Genomic DNA, 20,575 nt, shown 5'->3' on the forward strand with positions numbered 1-20,575 from the left:
GGGGTGGTAAAGTGGACAATATGCAAATGGAAGATTCTAATTGTGGACAGGACACGCAAATCTTTGACCTTCATAATCTGAAGGCTGCTGCAGCTTTACTTAAGGCGGGGGAATTGGTTGCTTTTCCAACAGAAACTGTCTTTGGTTTAGGTGCGATAGCAAACAATGAACAAGCCGTGAGTAAAGTCTTTAAAGCTAAAGGTAGACCGAGTGATAATCCTTTAATTGTGCATGTTAGTCAAATAAGTCAAGTTCATGACACCGTTTCTGAAGTAAATGAGTTGTCGAAACGTTTAATGGAGGAATTCTGGCCGGGGCCATTGACCATAATTTTCCCTCTAAAAGATAAAGTGTTCGCACCAAGTGTTACACCCGGTAAGCAGACTGTCGCAATGAGAATGCCTCGTCAACTTGAAACGTTATTGCTGATTGATATGGTAGGTTTTCCTTTAGTTGGACCTAGTGCTAACTTATCTGGAAAGCCCAGTCCAACGACTGCCGAGCATGTTTTGCATGATTTTAATGGGAAAATTGCAGGAGTCATTAAAAGTCGAACAACTACTGCAGAAATAGGCGTTGAATCAACCGTTGTACTGGCTGAGGAGAATCGAATTGTCATCCTAAGACCTGGAGCTGTGACCCGAAACATGCTTGAGAAAATTGCCCCCGTTATAGAAATGACTGCAAGTCAACAACTTGAAAATCAGAAGATTCAATCACCGGGCGTGAAATATTTGCATTACAGTCCACAGCAACCAGTCTATCTTTTGCCACATACTTATTCAGATCAAGATTGGATGATGGAAATCAATAAACGTAGTGAACGTATTGGCCTATTGGCAGATAATGATATATTAGCTTGCTGTCAAAAAAATAAAAGTGTTTATAGTTCGTATTCTTTAGGAGAGAGTGGAGATATTGCTTCTGCAACCCGTCAACTCTATGCTGGACTACGTTTTCTCGAACAATCAAATTGCGACATTATATTCGCCCAAGCTTTCTCAGATGCAGATGATAGTCACGCTTACATGAATCGTCTCACAAAAGCCTCGAATTATATGCTATAATAATTAAAATTTGAATAAGGGGGCAACGTCTCTATGCCAAGCAAACAGGATCTAATTTTTGATGTTATTCAACAAGAAGAAGTACGCCAAACTGAAGGAATTGAATTAATCGCTTCAGAAAATTTTGTCTCACCCGCCGTTCTAAAAGCTCAAGGAAGTGTATTAACCAATAAATACGCTGAAGGTTACCCTGGTCGCCGTTACTACGGTGGTTGTGAATTTGTGGATATTATTGAACAAGAAGCAATCGACAGAGCTAAGAAATTATTTGGTGCTGAATTTGCCAATGTTCAACCTCACTCGGGTTCTTCTGCAAACCTAGCAGTTTATCGAGCCTTTCTTGAAGTGGGTGACCGAGTATTAGGGATGGATTTATCACAAGGTGGTCATTTAACACACGGTTCACCTGTAAACTTTAGTGGTCAATCTTATGAAATGTACAGTTATGGTCTTGACCCTGAAACTCAGTTAATTGATTACGATCAGTTAGAACGATTAGCTCAAGAGTGTCAACCTAAAATGATTATTGCTGGAGCTAGCGCTTATTCAAGAGCAATCGATTTTGAACGAATTGGTGAAATTGCCAAAAAAGTAAATGCAATCTACTTCGTTGATATGGCTCATATTGCTGGTTTAGTAGCTGCCGGTGAACACCAGAATCCAGTTGCGTACGCCGATGTTGTCACAACGACTACTCATAAAACACTTCGCGGACCACGCGGAGGAATTATCTTAGCTAAAAAAGAACATGCTAAGAAAATCAATAGTGCCGTTTTCCCTGGCATTCAAGGGGGACCTTTGGAGCATGTTATTGCAGCAAAAGCTGTTGCCTTAGGTGAGGCTTTGGAAGATAGTTTTAAAGACTATGCCAAACAAGTCATAAAAAACGCCCAAGCGATGGTTGAGGTGTTTTTAGAAAGTCCAGTAAACATCATTTCTGGTGGAACTGATAATCATCTATTTTTATTAGATGTCACACCTTTAAATATTACTGGAAAATGGGCTCAAGAACGATTAGATCAAGTAAGTATGACTGTTAATAAAAACTCTATTCCTGGAGACAAACTTTCATTTATTGAAACTAGTGGGATTAGAATTGGTACGCCAGCGATTACAACGCGCGGATTGAAAGAAGAAGACGCGCGTCAAGTAGCTAAACTTATTTTAAAAGCATTACAAGCAGAAGAAAGTGAATTACCAGAAATAAAAGCACAAGCACAAAAACTTGTTGCTGGTAAGCCACTTCATGCTGAGTAAAAGAAATGATTAATACAAATATCAAGGAGGAATTTTAATGGCAAATTTTACGGTAGTTAACCATCCATTAATTCAACATAAACTGACAATCATTCGTGACAAACACACTTCAACGAAAGCATTTCGTGAGGCTACAAATGAGATAGGAATGTTGATGGCTTATGAAATCACTCGTGATTTACCACTAGAAGACGTAGTGATCGAAACACCACTAGTTGAAAGTACTCAAAAACAATTAGCAGGGAAAAAATTAGCTATCGTTCCAATTCTACGTGCTGGTTTGGGAATGGTTGATGGAATTTTAGATTTAATTCCGTCAGCGCGTGTAGGGCATATTGGCCTTTACCGTGAGCATGATACTTTAGAAATTGTGGAGTATTTTGTTAAAATGCCTCAAGATATTACAGATAGACGCATTTTCGTAGTTGACCCAATGTTAGCAACAGGTGGTTCAGCAATTGCTGCAATCGATGTTTTGATTAATAAACATAATTGTAAAGCTGAAAACATCACATTTGTCTGCGTGGTTGCAGCACCGGAAGGTATTAAAGCATTACAAGCTGCTCATCCTGGTGTAGCTATTTTTACCGCTGCTCTTGATGAAAGATTAAATGAACAAGGGTATATTTTACCAGGTTTAGGCGATGCTGGAGATCGTATTTTCGGCACAAAATAATATTTTCTAACAAAAACAAGCGAGCAAACTGTGGATTATATATCAGCTTTGTTCGCTTTTTTTATTATCTATGGCATAATATAAAGTGATAAATTATGAGATTATAATTTTAAATATTCTGACAGTAGAGGGGGCTTACAATGAATCAAATATTTGATGGTTTTTATAAAAAAACAGCAGCAGAAAGATTGGAGATTCTTCATGGTTTAGGTTGGTCTAAAATCCGTTTGAATGAAGACGATAATACTGGAATTGAGGAAGTGACAACAGTAGAAGGCGTTCAATTACCAGGAGTGATTGCTAATCAAATGATAGAAAACTATTTATTTAATTATCAATTACCATTAGGCGTCGCAGTGAACTTCATCGTAAATGACATTCCATATTCCGTTCCAATGGTTATTGAAGAACCAAGTGTCATTGCCGCAGCAAGTAATGGTGCAAAAAAACTGGGAAATATTCAAACTGTGATGGAAAAACGTGATGTAATTGGGCAAGTTGTTTTAGCTAATGTGATTGATACAAGAAAAATCGAACAGATTATCATGAGTCATCAAGACGAGTTGTTAAAAGTTGCTCGTTCAGCAAGTCAGAATATGGTCAAACGTGGTGGAGGACCTAGAAACATTTGGACTAAGTCCTATAGCTCACAAGAGACAAATTTTACTACCATTTATTTAAGTTTTAATCCGTGTGAAGCGATGGGAGCGAATGCTCTGAATACGGTTCTTGAGGCAATAACACCCGTTATCGAACGTCTCACTGGACATGACGGCTTAATGAGTATCTTATCGAATTACGCTACAGAAGCAGTTGTAAAAGCCCGCTGTGAGGTACCAATCATTAGTTTACACGCTGATGTGATTGAAGCAGACACAATCGCAAGAAAAATTACGCTAGCTAGTGACTATGCTCAACTTGATCCTTATCGAGCAACCACCCAAAATAAAGGTATAATGAACGGTATTGATGCCGTATTAATCGCCACAGGCAATGACTGGCGAGCGGTAGAAGCTGGCGTACATGCGTATGCAAGTAAATCAGGCCAATATCGCTCCCTTACCCGATGGTTTATAGATCAGGAAACTAATGAGCTAATAGGGGAAATTGAACTACCCTTACAACTTGCTACAGTAGGTGGGACAATATCTGTACATCCAACTGCTCAATGGGCTTTAGGTTTAATGCATCATCCAACAGCAAATGAATTAGCTGAAGTTGTTGCTGCAGTTGGTTTAGCTCAGAACTTTGCAGCAATCCGTGCTTTAGTGACAGAGGGTATTCAAAAAGGGCATATGGCATTGCAAGCACGTAGCTTGGCATTACAAGTAGGAGCAGAACTTACGGAAATTGATGAAGTCGTTCGTCAATTAGGTCATAGTGACATTATGAATAGTACAACTGCCAAGAAAATCTTAGAGGATCTGAGAAAATAATACTTAAACAAGCATTAAACTTTTATTAAAATGAAAGAATTTAACAAATAAACAATGAATTTTATTCTTTAAGTGGTAAAATATTTAATGCGAGCCGCTCATATCATTTGATCGGCATTTAAACTGTAAGTTAGATGGAGGAATGTAATGGATACGAAAGTCGGAATAGATAAATTAAGTGTCTATCTACCACACTTTTATCTTGAAATGGATGAATTAGCGAAAGCGCGTGGAGCTGAGGTTGAAAAATATACGATTGGAATAGGACAGAATAAGATGGCTGTTCCAACGATTCAAGAAGATATTATTGCTTTAGGAGCGAATGCTGCTAGTTTAATTCTTGATGACGAGGATAAGACAACAATCGATCAAGTGATATTTGCTACTGAATCAAGTTTTGATTTTTCAAAAGCTGCCAGTACTTATATTCACGAGTTATTAGAGATTCAACCTTTTGCAAAATCATTTGAAGTAAAAGAAGCTTGTTATGCTGCGACGGCAGCACTTCAAATGGCTTGTGATTATGTAAGATTGAGACCTGATCGTAAGGTATTAGTTATTTCGGCTGATGAATCTCGTTATGGTTTAGGAACTGCTGGAGAACCAACTCAAGGAGCGGGTGCCATTGCGATGTTGATCAGTGCAAATCCTCAAATCTTTGCTATTGATATGGATAGTATTAGTATTACGGATAATCAATTTGATTTTTGGCGACCAAGTTATTCGGAGTTTGCCATGGTAGAGGGGAGTTTCTCAACGGAGTTATATCAAGATATATTCAAACGAGTGATGTCACAATTAGAAGAGACCGATCCCGAAAAATTGAGTCAAATTAAAGCGATGACTTTCCATTTACCATTTACAAAAATGGGTCGAAAAGCATTGAGTAGCTATGAGTCTCAAGAGAAATCAGTCTTTACAAAAGAAGATAAAACAGAATTGTTAAAACAGTGGAATGGTCATTTTGAAAACAGTGCGCGATTAAACCGAGAAGTGGGTAATATTTACACTGGCTCACTATTTTTGAGCTTCCTTTCATTATTATTATTCTCTGAAGATATTCAAAGTGGCGATAAAGTAGGTCTGTTTAGTTATGGATCAGGAGCCGTAGCTGAATTATTAACTGGAACGATTCAAGAGCACTACTTAACAGCTTTGAAAAAAGAGTCAGTGATTCAACAGTTTAATCAAAGAGAAGCTATAACAATTGATCAGTATGAGCAATTCTATAATGAATTGCTTCCAGCAGACGATAAAAAACACATCATTGCTGATTCTACAAAAGAAGAAGGCTTCTACTTGTCAGAAGTAGACGCTCATCGTCGCTATTATAAATATCGCAATTAATGACATAGAACCAAAAAACTCACTTTGTGATACCTACGGTATTTTCAAAGTGAGTTTTTTTTAGCACTCTCAAGATAATCTTTGAGCAATTGTTTATGTTTAATTGTCAGAATATGTCAAAAAATTGAAAAATAAAAGTAGTTTATCAATTATTAATAATATTAAAAAATATAAAAACTCGCTTATTTATTCACTGATAAGTATTGCATGATTAAGTTAAAGTAGCTGTTTTTAGCGTGTTGATAAAAATGAAAGTAATAAAAATATTTACGGAACAATATCGTTGGTTTTCTCAAAAAAATATTTTTTTTGAAACTGAAAGCGATAACGAAATTTGAATTGGCTTTAGCAAAGTGCTAGAATGAATATCGCAAGTCAGTGGCTAAGAATTTAAGTTAACTAGTTCATTATCTAACTAATAATGCTTAACCATAAATAAAGATGAAAGAAGGTTTAAATGTGGAAGAAACACGCATAATTAATGTGTTGGGCTTGTCAATCGGCATGAACACATTCATTGCATTAGTAGCCACGATTATTTTGATTTGGGTCTTCTGTTTTGTAAGTACGCGAAACTTATCAGTAGACAATCCAAGTAAGGCACAACTATTGCTAGAGTGGGTGCTGGATTTCGTTCGTGGACTCGTAGGTGGTGCGATTACCGATTCGAAAGTACAAATGTACAACTTACTTGGTATGACGTTGCTTTTATTCGTCTTCGTATCAAATATGATTGGTCTTGGGTTTATTCTTACAGTGGATCACTATTCATTGTGGAAAAGTCCGACAGCAGATCCTATCGTTTGTTTGGCCTTAGCTTTAATCATGATTATCATGTCACACTTTTTGGGTGTGGATAAACTTGGTTTTAAGAAATACGTAGTCATAGGTTATATGCAACCCTCACCGATAATGTTCCCTATTAAAATAATTGAAGAGTTTACTAACACATTGACGTTAGCACTTCGTTTATACGGAAATATTTTCGCTGGAGAAGTTTTATTAGGATTAATTGCACAAATGGGAGGCATTTTCTTCCCGGTCACTTGGGTCATTGGTGTGCCATTACAAATGGTATGGCAAGGGTTTTCGTTGTTTATTGGTGCGATTCAAGCATACATCTTCGTTACTCTTACAATGGTTTATTTATCACACAAAGTTGAAACTGAACATTAATTATTAAGAAAAGGGGTATTTATTTATGGATTCAATCGCCGCAGCAATCGCTGTTTCAATCGCCGCTCTAGGAGCATCAATTGGTAACGGGATGGTAATTTCAAAAACTATCGAGTCTATCGCACGACAACCTGAATTAGAAGGTAAATTAAGAATGACAATGTTCCTTGGTGTAGGTTTAATTGAAGCTATTCCAATTATGGCAGTCGTTATCGCTTTTATTTTGGTCTTTAGATAATAATAAATAAATTGAAGGAGCGATAAGCATGTCGTTTTTAATATTAAATAGTGGCAATACAGCTTTAGGACATACACTGATGACAGTGATTTCATTTATCGTTCTGCTTTTAATTATTCGAAAAGTAGCTTGGGTACCCTTATTGAACATCTTAGAAGAACGTTCAAAGAAAATCCATGACGATATTACGAAGGCAGAAAGTGAAAAAGCAGATAGTTCAGAAGCCAATAGATTGGCTCAAGAAGAATTAAGAAAAGCCAAAGCACAAGCAAGTCAAATCATTTTACAAGCTAAAAAGCAGAGTGTGTTAATTCAAGATTCAATGTTAAACGAAGCGAAAGTAGAAGTTGAACGTTTACATGAAACATCTAAACGTGAAATCGAACTAGAGCGTCGTCGAATCATGCATGAAATGCGTGACGAGATAACAAGCATTTCAATTGAAATGGCTGAAAAGGTATTGAATCGTGAAATTAAGGAAGCTGATCATAGACGATTGGTTGATGATTTTATTCAAAGAATGGATGATTTATAATGATCGAGGATAAAACTGAAGTAACTTCAAGTGACTCATCATCAACGAATTCCAGTTCAATGAGTGAACGAATAGTTGTGAGAGCTAAGTCTCATGAGGATGAATTGTTAAGAAAATTATCATCTGAAAATAGTGCAAGTTCATTGAACAATTTTGGCTTGTTTTCTTCGAATTCACTTGAAGCCTCAGAATCATTAATGATTACGAGTGCTATTGAATTAACAGATGATGAGAAAGAAAGAATCGTTCGCAAGTTCATTAAAACGACTCATAAGCCTTTAAAACGTATAACTACAGTAGTTGACTCAAAAATGCTGTCAGGAATTCGTCTGCAAAGCGAGTCTTTTTATTATGAAATTAGTGGACAGAAAACATTACGTGAATTACAGAGTTATATAGATAAAAGTTGGGTACAGGAGGAGGAGTTGAATTGAAATCTGAAAGATTAGAACAACAACTACGACAACATATTCGACAATTCCAAAATGATGAACATTTTCAAGAAATCGGAACCGTCACATACATTGGTGACGGTATTGCTCGTGCTATAGGTTTAGAGAATGTCATGTCAGGGGAAATGGTAGAATTTGCCAATGGGTCAATTGGTATGGTTCAAAACCTTGAAACTGATGATGTCGGAATTATAATTTTTGGTGAATATATCAATATTCACGAAGGTGACCTAGTTCGTCGTTTAGATAGAATTATGGAGGTTCCTGTTGGCCCAGCTTTACTTGGTCGTGTAGTAAACCCTTTGGGTGAACCAGTCGATGGGTTAGGTGAGTTAGGTTCGACAAAAACTCGTCCGATTGAAGCAGAAGCACCTAGTATTATGGACCGTCAATCCGTTTCTGAACCAATGCAAACAGGGATTAAAGCAATTGATGCTTTAGTACCCATCGGTAGAGGACAACGTGAACTTATTATTGGTGACCGTAAAACAGGGAAAACAACCTTAGCGATTGATACTATAATCAATCAACAAGGCAAAGATGTCATTTGTATTTATGTAGCTATTGGTCAAAAAGAGTCAACGGTTAAAAATATTGTGACGACTTTAGAACAGCATAATGCGATGGATTACACTGTTGTAATGACTGCGAGTGCGTCACAACCAGCACCCTTATTATACTTAGCACCCTATGCAGCTACTGCAATTGGTGAAGAGTTTATGTACAACGGCAAGCATGTCTTAGTTATTTATGACGATTTATCTAAGCAAGCTGCTGCATACCGTGAGATGAGTTTATTATTAAAAAGACCACCAGGCCGTGAAGCCTATCCTGGGGATGTCTTCTATTTACATTCACGTTTGTTAGAACGTTCAGCCAAATTGAATGATGCATTAGGTGGGGGATCGTTGACCTCTTTACCAATCGTTGAAACTCAAGCGGGTGATATTTCAGCTTATATTCCAACGAACGTTATTTCGATAACTGACGGTCAAATCTTCTTAGAAAGTGATTTGTTCTTCGCTGGAGTAAGACCAGCAATTAACGCTGGATTATCAGTTTCACGTGTAGGTGGATCTGCTCAAATTAAACCGATGAAGAAAGTTTCAGGAACCTTGCGTATTGATTTAGCTAGCTACCGAGAATTAGAAGCCTTTTCTCAGTTTGGATCTGATTTAGATCCTCAAACACAAAGGAAATTAAACAGAGGGCGTAGAACAGTGGAAGTACTTAAGCAACCCTTGCATAAGCCAGTAAACGTCGCGCATCAAGTGATTATTTTCTTTGCTTTGACACATGGTTTTTTAGATGCAGTTCCTGTGGATAAAATCAAAGATTATGAACGTGAATTATACCAATTCATGAGCGATCAATATGATGTTGTCTTGAAAGAAATTGTGACCCAACAAATTCTACCCGACGAAGAATTGTTGGAGAGAATCTTAACGGACTTTACTCAACAATTTAATCCAAATACTAGTCGTGCAAACAGCTCACATTAATTAGGAGGAGGGCTATCGATGTCACTCAATGAATTGAAGAAACGAATAGATTCTACAAGCAAAACAGCCCAAATTACTAAAGCAATGCAAATGGTTTCTGCGTCTAAGTACAATCGGATGGTTCAAAATAGTAAAAACTATGATATCTACGCAGATAAAGTTAAACGTATGGTTGCCCATGTGGGTAAACAACAGTTTGATCTGCTTGACAATGGGATGCCGATTGAGGATGATCTTACGAATTATGTTGATTTTCATGATATGTTGTTAACTAGGCCCGTCAAAAAAGTGGGATATTTGATAATTGCTTCGGATAAAGGACTTGCTGGAAGTTATAATTCCTCAGTCCTGAGATCAGTGGAAAGTATGTTGAAACAAGATCATGAAAATCCAGAAGAAGTTGTTGTTTTAGCGATTGGAGAACCAATTGTCCGATTTTGTAAAGAAAATCATTATGAAGTTGTGCATGAGCTACACCATTTATCAGACAGTCCAAGTTTCACTGATGTACAAAAGTTGGTGAGAACGGCTGTGGATTTATTTAAAAAACAAGTATTCGATGCCTTGTATGTCTGTTACAACCATCACTTAAGTCCTTTGTCTTTCCAGTTTCGAGCAGATCAAATACTTCCCGTTTCGGAATTGGAATTGGCAGATGCAGTCGAAGCGGCTGAAACTCAAATTGAGTATTTAATTGAACCAGATGAGTCGGCTGTTTTAGATAGACTTCTGCCGCAATACGCTGAAAGTCAAATATACGGAGCGATTTTAGACGCGAAAACAACAGAACACGCGAGTCGTATGAATGCAATGCGTAGTGCAACGGATAACGCACAAGACATGATTGAGGAATTGCAACAACAATTCCATCAAATGCGACAAGTGAAGGTAACGAATGAAATTTTAGAAATTATAAATGGCGCGAATGCCTTAGATCAGAATAAGGAGGGCAAATAATAATGCGCGTAGGACTAATACAACAAGTTATCGGTCCAGTCGTCGATGTAGCTTTTCCATTGGAAAATGGTCAGCCAAATATTCACGATGCACTGATTGTAGTGCGTCAAGATGATGTTGACACTGAAACAGATATAAAGGATATAAATTTAGATAAAAGCATTACGTTAGAAGTAGCGCTTGATATCGGTGGCGGAATTGTTCGTTCGATTGCGATGCAGTCGACTGAAGGTTTGAGACGTGGAATGAAAGTGATTGATACAAGTCAACCAATTTCTGTTCCAGTAGGTGAAGTCACTCTAGGAAGAGTCTTTAATGTGCTAGGTCAACCAATTGATGAGATGGGTGCAATAACTGAGGACTTTGAGGTTAAGAGCATTCACCGTGACGCACCAAAATATGAAGATTTAAGTAGTAACTTTGAAATTCTGGAAACAGGTATTAAAGTAATCGACCTACTGGCACCTTATATTAAAGGTGGAAAAATTGGACTTTTTGGTGGGGCCGGTGTTGGTAAGACTGTTCTAATTCAAGAATTGATTCATAATATCGCAGAAAAATTAGGCGGTATTTCAGTCTTTGCCGGTGTAGGTGAGAGAACCCGTGAGGGGAATGATTTAGTTTTTGAGATGAGAGAGTCTGGCGTTAACAAGAAAACTGCAATGGTCTTTGGACAAATGAATGAACCGCCTGGTGCAAGAATGCGCGTAGTGTTAACAGGATTAACGATGGCGGAATACTTCCGTGATGAACTAAAACAAGATGTGTTATTATTTATTGATAATATTTATCGTTTTACTCAAGCGGGTTCTGAAGTGTCAGCACTTTTAGGTAGAATGCCATCGGCGGTTGGTTACCAACCGACTTTAGCAAGTGAGATGGGCTCAATGCAAGAACGTATTACATCGACGTACAACGGCTCTATTACGTCAATCCAAGCCGTTTATGTGCCAGCAGATGACTATACTGACCCCGCACCTGCCACTACGTTTGCCCATTTAGACGCAACGACTAACTTGGAAAGACGCATGGCAGAACAAGGGATTTACCCAGCGGTAGATCCACTTGCTTCTTCATCAAGTGCTTTATCAGAAGATATTGTCGGACAGCGTCATTATGACATCGCAAGACAAGTTCAAACCACTTTGCAAAGATATCGTGATTTACAAGATATTATTGCAATTCTAGGTATTGAAGAGCTTAGCGCTGATGAGAAAATAATCGTTAAACGTGCGCGTCGCATTCAAAACTTCTTATCGCAAAACTTCCATGTCGCTGAAGCATTTACTGGCATACCAGGAGCTTTTGTTACAGTAGAAGAAACCTTACATGGTTTCGAAGGTTTATTGAATGGTAGATATGATGCGCTCCCAGAAGATGCTTTCCGAAATGTTGGTAGTATCAAACAAGCAATCGAAAAAGCAAGAGATATGGGAACGCAATTGCCACCGGATCTAGATTGATTGGAGGCAACTAATGACAAACCAAGCAAATAAACAGTTAACGGTGCGTATCATCTCCCCTCAGGGAATAGTGTATGATCATCATGCGTACGCTTGTACGGTAAAAGCGTTAGATGGCGGGATGACTATTCTCCCAAATCATGCACCGATTATGGCTGCGTTAGATATATCAGCAGTTAGAGTCAGAAGAGTAACTGAGGATGAGGAGCAAGATTTCATCGCAATTAATGGTGGGATTCTTGAGATGCGTGACAACCATTGTGAGATCGTCACAAGTTATGGTGTTAGAGCTCGTGATATCGATGCTGCGACGGTTCAATTAGAAAAACAAGAAGCAGAAGCAGAGATGAAAGCGGCCATTACTAATAAAGATACGCAAGCGTTCAGAAGAGCGAAAGTTGCGCTTGAACGAGCGATTAATATGATAACAGTTAGTCAGAAACGTCGTAATTAGTAATCTTACTATGTATGGTAATAAGCCATTATTTAGGAACTTTCTAAATGATGGCTATTTTTTTTTGAATAATTATATTAATAAACAAAAGACTATAAGAGCGTATTTATGAGATGTACAGGTATCTGATAGATAAAACCAGCAAATTTACTCGAATAAAACTAATATAAATAGTCTATTGAATTCAGTTGATAGCAAAATCGATACTTAAAACATTTATGAAAAATTAAGAATTGATTATTATGAAATAAAAATTGACGCCATTCATTGACAAATAACTCTTTTATATGACAAAACAATCGTACTTTTAATTGGATTGACATAGTAAATGACAAAACTGACACTTTCGAGACAATTTCTTAATAAATAATATTTCATTCTATCGAGAATTTATGCTATTATAAGTCTGGACTAGAAGGGGAGATTTGAATGTCAGCAATCATAAACGGTATGGCAGTACTCGTAATTCGCATTCTTTTCATCTTTGTCAGCTACTATATTTTACGCAAACTCGATTGGCGAAAGCTTTTTACACAGCGTAATTTTTACATAGCGCGTTATTTGTGTATTTTAACGAGCGTAGCTTTAGGACACCTAGCTGGTTCTTTTTTTATTACGATCATTGAATTACTACAAAACCTTTTGTTGAGTAGTTTTCTATAAAAAAGATTTTTGAGCTTGTCGTCTACTCCAAAACGACAAGATAATTTAAAGGGGATTAATTAGAGATGGAAGAGATTATTGTACAAGGCGGCAATCGATTAGAAGGAACAGTTAAAGTAGAAGGTGCTAAGAATGCAGTATTACCTATATTAGCAGCAGCTTTATTAGCTGAAACAGGGAAAGTGCATTTAGAAAATGTTCCAATATTATCAGATGTTCATACGATGAACGAACTGTTAAGTAATTTAAACGTCTTAAATACATTTGATGAAGCTACTAATGAAATGTTCATCGACGCCACTGGTGAAGTATCTACAAAAGCAGATTACGATTTTGTCAGTAAAATGCGTGCCTCAATCGTTGTAATGGGCCCAATGCTAGCGCGTTACGGTCATGCTAAAGTTGCTATGCCAGGTGGTTGTGCAATTGGTACTCGTCCGATTGATTTGCATCTTAAAGGATTTGAAGCAATGGGTGCTAAAATTACGAGTACAGCTGGTTACGTTGAAGCAAAAGTAGATAAATTAAAGGGTGCTAAAATTTATTTAGATTTCCCTAGTGTTGGTGCAACTCAAAATATTATGATGGCTGCGGTACTAGCAGAAGGTGTGACAATTTTAGAAAACGTTGCACGTGAACCTGAAATAGTTGACTTAGCAAACTTCTTAAACAAGATGGGGGCGAAAGTGGTTGGTGCCGGTACTGAAACGATTAAAATTACTGGTGTTGACACATTGCATGGAACAAACCATACTGTGATTTCAGATCGAATCGAAGCTGGAACATTTATGATTGCTGCAGCAGTGACTAACGGAAATGTGTTTATTGAAGGAGCAATTCCTCAACACAATAAACCATTAATTAGTAAATTATCTGAGATGGGCGTGGAATTCGAAGAATATACAACGGGCTTAAGAGTTATTGGACCTAAGGAATTAAAACCTACAGATGTAAAAACTTTACCTTATCCTGGTTTCCCAACAGATATGCAAGCGCAGATGTCTATTGCTCAATTATTAGCACCAGGTAGCAGTGCATTAACTGAAACTGTGTTTGAAAATCGTTTCATGCATTTCGAAGAATTACGCCGTATGAGTGCTAAATTTACAATTGAAAGACAAACAATTGTAATGTACGGGCCAACTGAGTTCAGTGGAGCGTCAGTAAAAGCGACGGATTTACGTGCAGCAGCAGCACTTATTATTGCTGGTTTAGTAGCTAAAGGTTTAACACGCGTTTCTGAATTAAAATATTTAGATCGTGGTTATTACCGTTTCCATGAGAAATTAGCAAATTTAGGTGCTAACATCGAACGAGTAAATATCCAACCGATTGAATCACAAGAAAAAGCTGTTTCTTCAACTTTAGTTTAAGTCATAGCAAACTGATAGAGGGATAAACCAATGAGCAGAGATATCGGAATTGATTTAGGTACTGCAAATGTTTTAATCCATCTTAAGGGTCGCGGCATTATTCTGAATGAGCCGGCGGTGGTGGCTGTTGATAGTCAAACATATGAAGTGATAGCTATCGGGCGTGAGGCATATGAAATGATTGGTCGAACGCCTCCCTCAATTGAAATAATTCATCCGTTAAAAGGTGGAGTGATTGATGATTATGATATGACCGAAGCACTTTTGATATTGTTTTTGGAGAAAATGAACTCTCGCAGTTGGTTTTCTAAACCCAACATATTGATCTGTGCGCCGTCTAATATCAGTGAAATTGAAAGAGTATCTTTAGTCGAAGCTACCGAAAAAGCGGGTGGCGGAAGAATATATATTGAAGAAGAACCGAAAGTAGCCGGAATTGGTGCTGGTATTGATATACTCGATCCTTCGGGAAGTATGGTTATCGATATTGGTGGTGGTACTAGTGATATTGCTGTTATCTCATCCGGTGAAATAATTACGAGTGATTCAATAAAAGTTGCAGGCGATGAATTTGACTCTGCGATTATTCAGTATTTCAAAGATAATTTTCAACTATTAATAGGGGAACGTTCAGCAGAACAAATCAAGATGACGTTAGCAACCGCTCAACCTTTAGATGAGAACGAACTACAGACTCATGATTTGAAAGGACGAGATTTGGTTTCTGGTTTGCCGAAATCAATCAATGTTAATTCAAATCACATACATGACGCAATTAAAGACCAAGTGATTGTAATTGCAAGAGCTGCCAAACGTATATTGGAAGATACACCACCAGAAGTAGCCGCTGATATTATAGAAAAAGGCATCATACTCACCGGTGGTGGGGCGATGATTTATCATATGGATACATATTTAACGGAGTATTTAAACGTAAGTGTGTTGAAAGCAGAACAACCTATGAATTGTGTAGCCATCGGGACAGGATTGATGTTAGAGCTAATTACTAGTGGTAAATTAGAGCGGACGAATCCAACTCGTAAACAAAAGCTCGCTCGATTTTTCAAGAGGCTCAAACGCCGCTTGATTGGCTAATCTATTCTTAACTGGAGATGATGAATTGGAACCACGTAACTTAAAAGACTCAATTTTTCTTAATGTGTTAAAAACAATAGCAAAAATATTGTTTTACTTGGTGCTCGTGATTCTCTTTTTCTTAGCTGGTATTTTTATAGGATATGCCGTCATTGGAGACGGGAATTTCTGGGAAGCGTTGAATCGTGACACTTGGCAACATATTATTGATTTTATTAGTTAAGAACGAGAACTCATGCTTACCATTTGTGGGCATGGGTTTTTATTCAATTAAACGAATGATAACTTACTGTTTCATTGACGAATTATACCAAGTTGAAAGGATAAGTTTATGGCAAGTAAATTTCAATGGGTAGAAATACTATTATTTATAACGCCAGTTGTAGTGGTGTATATGTCTCATAAATATTTCCGATCTTATCTGAATTATTTTAAAGGCTGGCCACTGTCTTTGGCTATAATATTATTACCTTTATGGTTAGTTATGATTCATGAATTTGGTTGGCTTATTTTTGATTATAATTTAGTACCTTATATCCTTTTTATTACCGCATTTATGTTAGGGTGCCAATTATATGATTTTGTCAGACGGGTTGATGAGTTCTTTTACCGCGATTATTATCGACCAGCAGGTCAATTGGTTTTTATGTCATTTTCGTCTTTTCTTACTGGTTTAATTATATTGCGATTCATTACATACTTTATTTAAACGATTCTTTCTTTTCTAGAAGGAATCGTTTTTTTTTGTACCATTTTTTGTGTTGAGTCCTGAGAAACCATCGATAATTGGAATCATGACAGTAATTAATGCGGGAATCACCACTCTTACCCACTGGTTGTTAATAAAAATACAAAATAAATTTATAATATCCTAAATACTTATTTTATTATCCAAATAGTAAAATAGTAAGCTTAATTTCATCAATTCTCTAGCTGTTTTATCCTGGTTTTTATAATAATAATTATAAGAAATATTGTTATTGTTTATAAGTCGATAGACCTCTTAAGTTTAGAATTCATTGCGTGTTTTATTGTTTTTATTTTAGTCCTTTGAATCTATGGGAAATCCCCCCACTTTCTAAATAGCGTGAAAAACCTTGTTAAACAAACGTTTTCAAATGAATAAAATATGACATGGGCTTATATTGTAAAAAAAATGGTAAATGTGTGGTAGAAAGTGGAGGGTTGTGGTAGACTAAGAATAACTTAGAAAGGGGAGGTGTATCGTCGTGCTAATTGGAGAATTTAATCATAATATTGATACCAAAGGCCGACTGATTATGCCCGCTAAGTTTCGTCCTGAATTAGGCCAACAATTTGTTATTACGCGTGGTTTAGATGGATGTTTGTTTGGTTATCCGATGGAAAGTTGGACAGCTTTACAAGAAAAATTGAAGCAATTACCCTTAGCTAAAAAAGATGCCCGTAAGTTTACTCGTTTCTTCTATTCGGCTGCCACTGAAGTAGAAATTGATAAACAGGGACGTATAAATATACCGCAGAATTTAATTGAGTTCGCAAAGATCGATAAGGAATGTCGCGTGATCGGCGTATCTGACCGTATTGAGATTTGGAGTAGCGACTTATGGGATTCATTTGCAGAAGAAGCAGAAGAAGATTTCGAGTCAATTGCAGAAGAGATGATTGATTTTGGATTTTAAATGGAGAGGTGAACGAGGTGCAGTTTGAGCATGAAACAGTATTATTAAGAGAGACCATAGATGGATTAGAAGTAAATCCAAATGGTGTATATGTCGATTGTACTCTTGGGGGTGCCGGTCATGCTCGCTATATATTGTCACAATTAAGCGACCGTGGTCGATTGTATGCATTTGATCAAGATATCAATGCAATTAACAATGCACAAGTGACGTTAAAAGAGGAATACGAAAAAGGAAAAGTTGTCTTTATTCATAGTAATTTTCGTAACTTACAAGAAGAGTTAGCTAAACATGATGTTCGTTATGTCGATGGTATTTATTATGATTTAGGTGTATCGTCTCCGCAGTTAGACCAAGCGGATAGAGGATTCAGTTATCATCAAGAAGCCCGTCTCGATATGAGAATGGACCAGTCACAAGAACTATCAGCTTATGAAGTGGTCAATCATTGGACCTTTGAACAATTAGTAAAAGCTGTTTACCGTTATGGTGAAGAAAAATTTGCTAAAAGAATTGTCCGTTCGATTGAGCAGACTAGAGAAAAACATCCTATTGAATCAACCACTGAGCTTGCTGAAATTGTTAAATATGCCATACCAGCAGCTACTAGAAGAACTGGCGGACATCCGGCTAAACGTACATTTCAAGCGATAAGAATTGCTGTAAACGATGAATTAGGAGCGATTGAAACATCGCTTGAGCAAGCTTTATCATTATTAAAAGTGGAAGGTCGCTTATCTGTAATTTCTTTCCACTCACTAGAAGACCGTTTGGTAAAGCAATTATTTAAACAAATGAGTACACCACCGGAAACACCAAGTAATTTACCGTTATTACCAGAACAAATGCAAGCGGAGTACCGTTTGATTAACCGTAAACCAATATTGGCTTCGGACGAAGAACTTGAACATAACAATCGTTCACGAAGTGCAAAACTTAGAATAATTGAGAGACTAACCATTAAAGATTAATCATCCATATAGAAATGAAACATAGCATTTACTAGTTAGTAACATAAGTAAGTTATGATTGTGAGGAGGGAACCGAGTGGCAGAAAGAGCAGGCTATTATGAGCAAGATGACTTGAGGTATAGTAATCGTCGTTCATCAACAGAAAGAAAAGTGAATAACCCCTATGACGAGGATATACTTAAAAGTGGTCAACCTGAATTTGTGGATGAGTTAGCTCATAATGTTGAGACTTCCACTCGAACATCTGTCTCCACTCAAGGACTGACTAAGGTAGAGAAAAGCTATCTAGCAGTCATTGGTGCCCTAGTAATCGGATTGACTATTTGGAATTTAGTGATACAGTATAAAGACAATCAATTGGCACAAGCAACGTTTGAATATCAAGCAAAAACGTCTGAAGTTCAAAATCAAACCGATTTGATTTTAAACGAACTAGCATCGAAATACGATTATAATACTATTAAGCAAGTTGCCAATGAAAATGGCATGATTTTGAAAAAATCACAAGTAAGGAATGTTGGTGAATGAGAAAGGTTAACTCTAACCCAGATACCCACAGAAACGTAAGTATGCTTGCTATCTTAACATTGGTAGTCGGGCTTTTATTAATCATACGTTTTGGCCAACTTACGATAAACAAAACTGTTAATAATGTTGACTTAGTTGAATATGGTCAAGATAATGAAAATAGAAGTAGTATTACAGAAGCAAGGCGAGGGACCATTTTCGATCGAAATGGCCAGCCGATAGCTATGGATACTACTTCTTATTCTATGTATGCAGTTTTAAATAGTAGTTGGGATAATAATGTTGTCGAAGATCCAGATTATACAGCGAGTGTTTTAAGTCAAATAATTGAATTGAGTCAGGATCAACTATTAGATATTTTACTGACTCAGGACGTTAATCAAGTGGAATTTGGAAATGCAGGCCGCAATCTAACACCAGAAATAAAAGCAATGATTGATCAACAGCAATTGCCTGGTATCCAATTTGAAAGTCAAACCGTCCGTCAATACGTGAACGATCATTTTGCATCACACCTTATTGGCTATGCAACACCAGAAATGAATGAAAATTTTCAAATGAATTTACTGACGGGGCAAATAGGTATTGAAAAAAGCTTCAATAATATTTTGAGTGGTGAAAAGCAGTATCAAACAAACTTAGAAAATAATATAACAGCTGATTATTTGGCTGGTGATGATATTTACTTAACGTTAGACGCCAGATTACAAAACTTTATGGAAGAATCACTCAGTCGTTCTTATGAGCGTTATCAACCGGAAGAAATAAGTGCTTATCTAGTCGAAGTAGATAGTGGTAAATTGATTACTGCTGCCCAAAGACCAACGTTTAATTTAAATACACGTGAAGGTATTGAAGATAAATGGACCAATATGTTGGTCGAAGAAGCCTTTGAACCCGGCTCAACCATCAAAATATTAACAATGGCTCTTTCCTATGATATGAATCTTTATCAGATGGGGGAAACGTTTATGTCTGGAGCCATTGAAGTGTATGATCAAATTGTTAAGGACTATAATCTTGTAGGTTGGGGCGAAATAACATTTGATGAAGGTTTATCCCGCTCAAGTAACGTTGCCATGGTCGAACTTGTTCAAAGAATGGGTGAAGATCAGTGGATCGAACAGTTGTCTAGGTTAGGCTTTGGTCACTCGACAGAATCTGGCTTACCTAATGAAACGATTGGGAGTCTTCAATTTGATAACCCGGTATCAAAAATAATGTCCGGCTTCGGACAAGGATTTGCAGCTAGTCCTATTCAATTACTTCAAGCATATTCTGCGATTGGTAATGAAGGAAAACAAATGAAGATACAATATGTGAATGGAATTGGAACGAATGCAGACTCCGCTTATGAAAGTGAAATGTTAGGGCAGCCTATTTCAGCCGAAGCAGCGAACCATGTACTGCAATTAATGGTTAATACCGTAGAAGAAAGTTACGGAACTGCTCAAGATTTTAAAAATAATAATATTAATATCGCGGCGAAAACGGGTACTGCACAAATTGCAGATCCTGACGGTTTAGGTTATTTAACCGGACCTTATGATTATTATTTTTCAGTCGTATCCTTTTTCCCAGCCGAGGCTCCACAATATATGTTGTATTTAAGTATGAAACGACCACAGAATCCACAAGGTCGGACTGGGTCTCAAATTTTAGCAGAAATATTTCTACCATTTGTAGAAAATGTAATGATTAATCATTAGAAAGAAGGCGAACA

22 protein-coding genes are annotated in these 20,575 nt (G+C 37.1%); all 22 read left to right on the top strand.

Annotated elements, in window-relative coordinates:
• Nucleotides 1-20 precede the first annotated feature (20 nt).
• The 22 genes from ACTQ5J_RS01025 to ACTQ5J_RS01130 all read left to right on the top strand — a co-directional run bounded on the left by ACTQ5J_RS01025 (nucleotide 21) and on the right by ACTQ5J_RS01130 (nucleotide 20,561).
• Complete coding sequence (locus tag ACTQ5J_RS01025; RefSeq protein WP_441750757.1) at nucleotides 21-1,067, top strand: L-threonylcarbamoyladenylate synthase; 1,047 nt, start codon at nucleotides 21-23, stop codon at nucleotides 1,065-1,067.
• Nucleotides 1,068-1,100: 33 nt separating this feature from the next.
• Nucleotides 1,101-2,324, top strand: coding sequence for a serine hydroxymethyltransferase (gene glyA, locus ACTQ5J_RS01030; RefSeq protein ID WP_441750117.1), 1,224 nt, complete (start codon nucleotides 1,101-1,103; stop codon nucleotides 2,322-2,324).
• A gap of 37 nt (nucleotides 2,325-2,361) precedes the next feature.
• A complete protein-coding gene (gene upp, locus ACTQ5J_RS01035) occupies nucleotides 2,362-3,000 on the top strand; it encodes a uracil phosphoribosyltransferase (RefSeq protein ID WP_441750118.1) in 639 nt (212 codons plus the stop codon).
• 140 nt (nucleotides 3,001-3,140) lie between these two features.
• Nucleotides 3,141-4,436 carry a hydroxymethylglutaryl-CoA reductase, degradative gene (locus ACTQ5J_RS01040; protein ID WP_441750119.1) on the top strand — a complete coding sequence of 432 codons (1,296 nt, stop codon included), beginning with the start codon at nucleotides 3,141-3,143 and terminating at the stop codon, nucleotides 4,434-4,436.
• A 147-nt stretch (nucleotides 4,437-4,583) separates the two neighbouring features.
• Nucleotides 4,584-5,783, top strand: coding sequence for a hydroxymethylglutaryl-CoA synthase (locus ACTQ5J_RS01045; protein WP_441750120.1), 1,200 nt, complete (start codon nucleotides 4,584-4,586; stop codon nucleotides 5,781-5,783).
• A 459-nt stretch (nucleotides 5,784-6,242) separates the two neighbouring features.
• Nucleotides 6,243-6,959 (top strand): F0F1 ATP synthase subunit A, encoded by a 717-nt coding sequence (gene atpB / locus ACTQ5J_RS01050; RefSeq protein ID WP_441750121.1) that lies wholly within the window; start codon nucleotides 6,243-6,245, stop codon nucleotides 6,957-6,959.
• A gap of 25 nt (nucleotides 6,960-6,984) precedes the next feature.
• Nucleotides 6,985-7,197, top strand: a complete 213-nt coding sequence (atpE, locus tag ACTQ5J_RS01055) for a F0F1 ATP synthase subunit C (protein ID WP_441750123.1) — start codon at nucleotides 6,985-6,987, stop codon at nucleotides 7,195-7,197.
• Nucleotides 7,198-7,225: 28 nt separating this feature from the next.
• Nucleotides 7,226-7,732, top strand: a complete 507-nt coding sequence (atpF, locus tag ACTQ5J_RS01060) for a F0F1 ATP synthase subunit B (RefSeq protein WP_441750124.1) — start codon at nucleotides 7,226-7,228, stop codon at nucleotides 7,730-7,732.
• Entirely contained in the window at nucleotides 7,732-8,166 is a 435-nt protein-coding gene (locus ACTQ5J_RS01065) for a F0F1 ATP synthase subunit delta (protein WP_441750125.1), read from the top strand. The genes atpF and ACTQ5J_RS01065 overlap by 1 nt, the downstream gene beginning before the upstream one ends.
• 35 nt (nucleotides 8,167-8,201) lie before the next feature.
• Complete coding sequence (gene atpA, locus ACTQ5J_RS01070; protein WP_441750758.1) at nucleotides 8,202-9,686, top strand: F0F1 ATP synthase subunit alpha; 1,485 nt, start codon at nucleotides 8,202-8,204, stop codon at nucleotides 9,684-9,686.
• An 18-nt stretch (nucleotides 9,687-9,704) separates the two neighbouring features.
• Nucleotides 9,705-10,643, top strand: a complete 939-nt coding sequence (atpG, locus tag ACTQ5J_RS01075) for an ATP synthase F1 subunit gamma (protein WP_441750126.1) — start codon at nucleotides 9,705-9,707, stop codon at nucleotides 10,641-10,643.
• Between the two features lie 2 nt (nucleotides 10,644-10,645).
• Entirely contained in the window at nucleotides 10,646-12,106 is a 1,461-nt protein-coding gene (gene atpD, locus ACTQ5J_RS01080; protein ID WP_441750127.1) for a F0F1 ATP synthase subunit beta, read from the top strand.
• A gap of 13 nt (nucleotides 12,107-12,119) precedes the next feature.
• Nucleotides 12,120-12,560 carry an ATP synthase F1 subunit epsilon gene (gene atpC, locus ACTQ5J_RS01085; protein WP_441750128.1) on the top strand — a complete coding sequence of 147 codons (441 nt, stop codon included), beginning with the start codon at nucleotides 12,120-12,122 and terminating at the stop codon, nucleotides 12,558-12,560.
• A gap of 450 nt (nucleotides 12,561-13,010) precedes the next feature.
• Nucleotides 13,011-13,223, top strand: a complete 213-nt coding sequence (locus tag ACTQ5J_RS01090; RefSeq protein WP_441750760.1) for a DUF1146 family protein — start codon at nucleotides 13,011-13,013, stop codon at nucleotides 13,221-13,223.
• 65 nt (nucleotides 13,224-13,288) lie between these two features.
• Entirely contained in the window at nucleotides 13,289-14,596 is a 1,308-nt protein-coding gene (gene murA / locus ACTQ5J_RS01095) for a UDP-N-acetylglucosamine 1-carboxyvinyltransferase (RefSeq protein WP_441750129.1), read from the top strand.
• Nucleotides 14,597-14,626: 30 nt separating this feature from the next.
• Nucleotides 14,627-15,691: a rod shape-determining protein gene (locus tag ACTQ5J_RS01100; protein ID WP_441750131.1), complete on the top strand. Its 1,065-nt coding sequence runs from the start codon at nucleotides 14,627-14,629 to the stop codon at nucleotides 15,689-15,691.
• A gap of 25 nt (nucleotides 15,692-15,716) precedes the next feature.
• Nucleotides 15,717-15,914: a DNA-directed RNA polymerase subunit beta gene (locus ACTQ5J_RS01105; RefSeq protein ID WP_441750133.1), complete on the top strand. Its 198-nt coding sequence runs from the start codon at nucleotides 15,717-15,719 to the stop codon at nucleotides 15,912-15,914.
• Between the two features lie 108 nt (nucleotides 15,915-16,022).
• Nucleotides 16,023-16,400, top strand: coding sequence for a hypothetical protein (locus tag ACTQ5J_RS01110; protein WP_441750134.1), 378 nt, complete (start codon nucleotides 16,023-16,025; stop codon nucleotides 16,398-16,400).
• Between the two features lie 520 nt (nucleotides 16,401-16,920).
• Entirely contained in the window at nucleotides 16,921-17,352 is a 432-nt protein-coding gene (mraZ, locus tag ACTQ5J_RS01115; protein ID WP_441750135.1) for a division/cell wall cluster transcriptional repressor MraZ, read from the top strand.
• A 17-nt stretch (nucleotides 17,353-17,369) separates the two neighbouring features.
• The gene (rsmH, locus tag ACTQ5J_RS01120) at nucleotides 17,370-18,323 is read left to right on the top strand and encodes a 16S rRNA (cytosine(1402)-N(4))-methyltransferase RsmH (protein WP_441750136.1); all 954 of its coding nucleotides are present in this window, start codon (nucleotides 17,370-17,372) and stop codon (nucleotides 18,321-18,323) included.
• Nucleotides 18,324-18,399: 76 nt separating this feature from the next.
• Nucleotides 18,400-18,852, top strand: coding sequence for a hypothetical protein (locus tag ACTQ5J_RS01125; RefSeq protein WP_441750137.1), 453 nt, complete (start codon nucleotides 18,400-18,402; stop codon nucleotides 18,850-18,852).
• Complete coding sequence (locus tag ACTQ5J_RS01130) at nucleotides 18,849-20,561, top strand: peptidoglycan D,D-transpeptidase FtsI family protein (protein ID WP_441750138.1); 1,713 nt, start codon at nucleotides 18,849-18,851, stop codon at nucleotides 20,559-20,561. The genes ACTQ5J_RS01125 and ACTQ5J_RS01130 overlap by 4 nt, the downstream gene beginning before the upstream one ends.
• The last annotated feature ends 14 nt before the right edge of the window (nucleotides 20,562-20,575 follow it).

This window comes from Fundicoccus sp. Sow4_F4, assembly GCF_052116145.1.
GTDB lineage: Bacteria > Bacillota > Bacilli > Lactobacillales > Aerococcaceae > Fundicoccus.

What these genes read in the sequence shown, in the direction of transcription:
- ACTQ5J_RS01130 (WP_441750138.1), top strand. Translation starts at nt 18,849, where the DNA reads ATGAGAAAGGTTAACTCTAACCCAGATACCCACAGAAACGTAAGTATG.
- ACTQ5J_RS01040 (WP_441750119.1), top strand. Translation starts at nt 3,141, where the DNA reads ATGAATCAAATATTTGATGGTTTTTATAAAAAAACAGCAGCAGAAAGA.
- ACTQ5J_RS01110 (WP_441750134.1), top strand. Translation starts at nt 16,023, where the DNA reads ATGGCAAGTAAATTTCAATGGGTAGAAATACTATTATTTATAACGCCA.
- ACTQ5J_RS01065 (WP_441750125.1), top strand. Translation starts at nt 7,732, where the DNA reads ATGATCGAGGATAAAACTGAAGTAACTTCAAGTGACTCATCATCAACG.
- ACTQ5J_RS01100 (WP_441750131.1), top strand. Translation starts at nt 14,627, where the DNA reads ATGAGCAGAGATATCGGAATTGATTTAGGTACTGCAAATGTTTTAATC.
- atpG (WP_441750126.1), top strand. Translation starts at nt 9,705, where the DNA reads ATGTCACTCAATGAATTGAAGAAACGAATAGATTCTACAAGCAAAACA.
- ACTQ5J_RS01045 (WP_441750120.1), top strand. Translation starts at nt 4,584, where the DNA reads ATGGATACGAAAGTCGGAATAGATAAATTAAGTGTCTATCTACCACAC.
- glyA (WP_441750117.1), top strand. Translation starts at nt 1,101, where the DNA reads ATGCCAAGCAAACAGGATCTAATTTTTGATGTTATTCAACAAGAAGAA.
- murA (WP_441750129.1), top strand. Translation starts at nt 13,289, where the DNA reads ATGGAAGAGATTATTGTACAAGGCGGCAATCGATTAGAAGGAACAGTT.
- upp (WP_441750118.1), top strand. Translation starts at nt 2,362, where the DNA reads ATGGCAAATTTTACGGTAGTTAACCATCCATTAATTCAACATAAACTG.
- atpE (WP_441750123.1), top strand. Translation starts at nt 6,985, where the DNA reads ATGGATTCAATCGCCGCAGCAATCGCTGTTTCAATCGCCGCTCTAGGA.
- ACTQ5J_RS01025 (WP_441750757.1), top strand. Translation starts at nt 21, where the DNA reads ATGCAAATGGAAGATTCTAATTGTGGACAGGACACGCAAATCTTTGAC.
- atpC (WP_441750128.1), top strand. Translation starts at nt 12,120, where the DNA reads ATGACAAACCAAGCAAATAAACAGTTAACGGTGCGTATCATCTCCCCT.
- atpF (WP_441750124.1), top strand. Translation starts at nt 7,226, where the DNA reads ATGTCGTTTTTAATATTAAATAGTGGCAATACAGCTTTAGGACATACA.
- atpD (WP_441750127.1), top strand. Translation starts at nt 10,646, where the DNA reads ATGCGCGTAGGACTAATACAACAAGTTATCGGTCCAGTCGTCGATGTA.
- ACTQ5J_RS01090 (WP_441750760.1), top strand. Translation starts at nt 13,011, where the DNA reads ATGGCAGTACTCGTAATTCGCATTCTTTTCATCTTTGTCAGCTACTAT.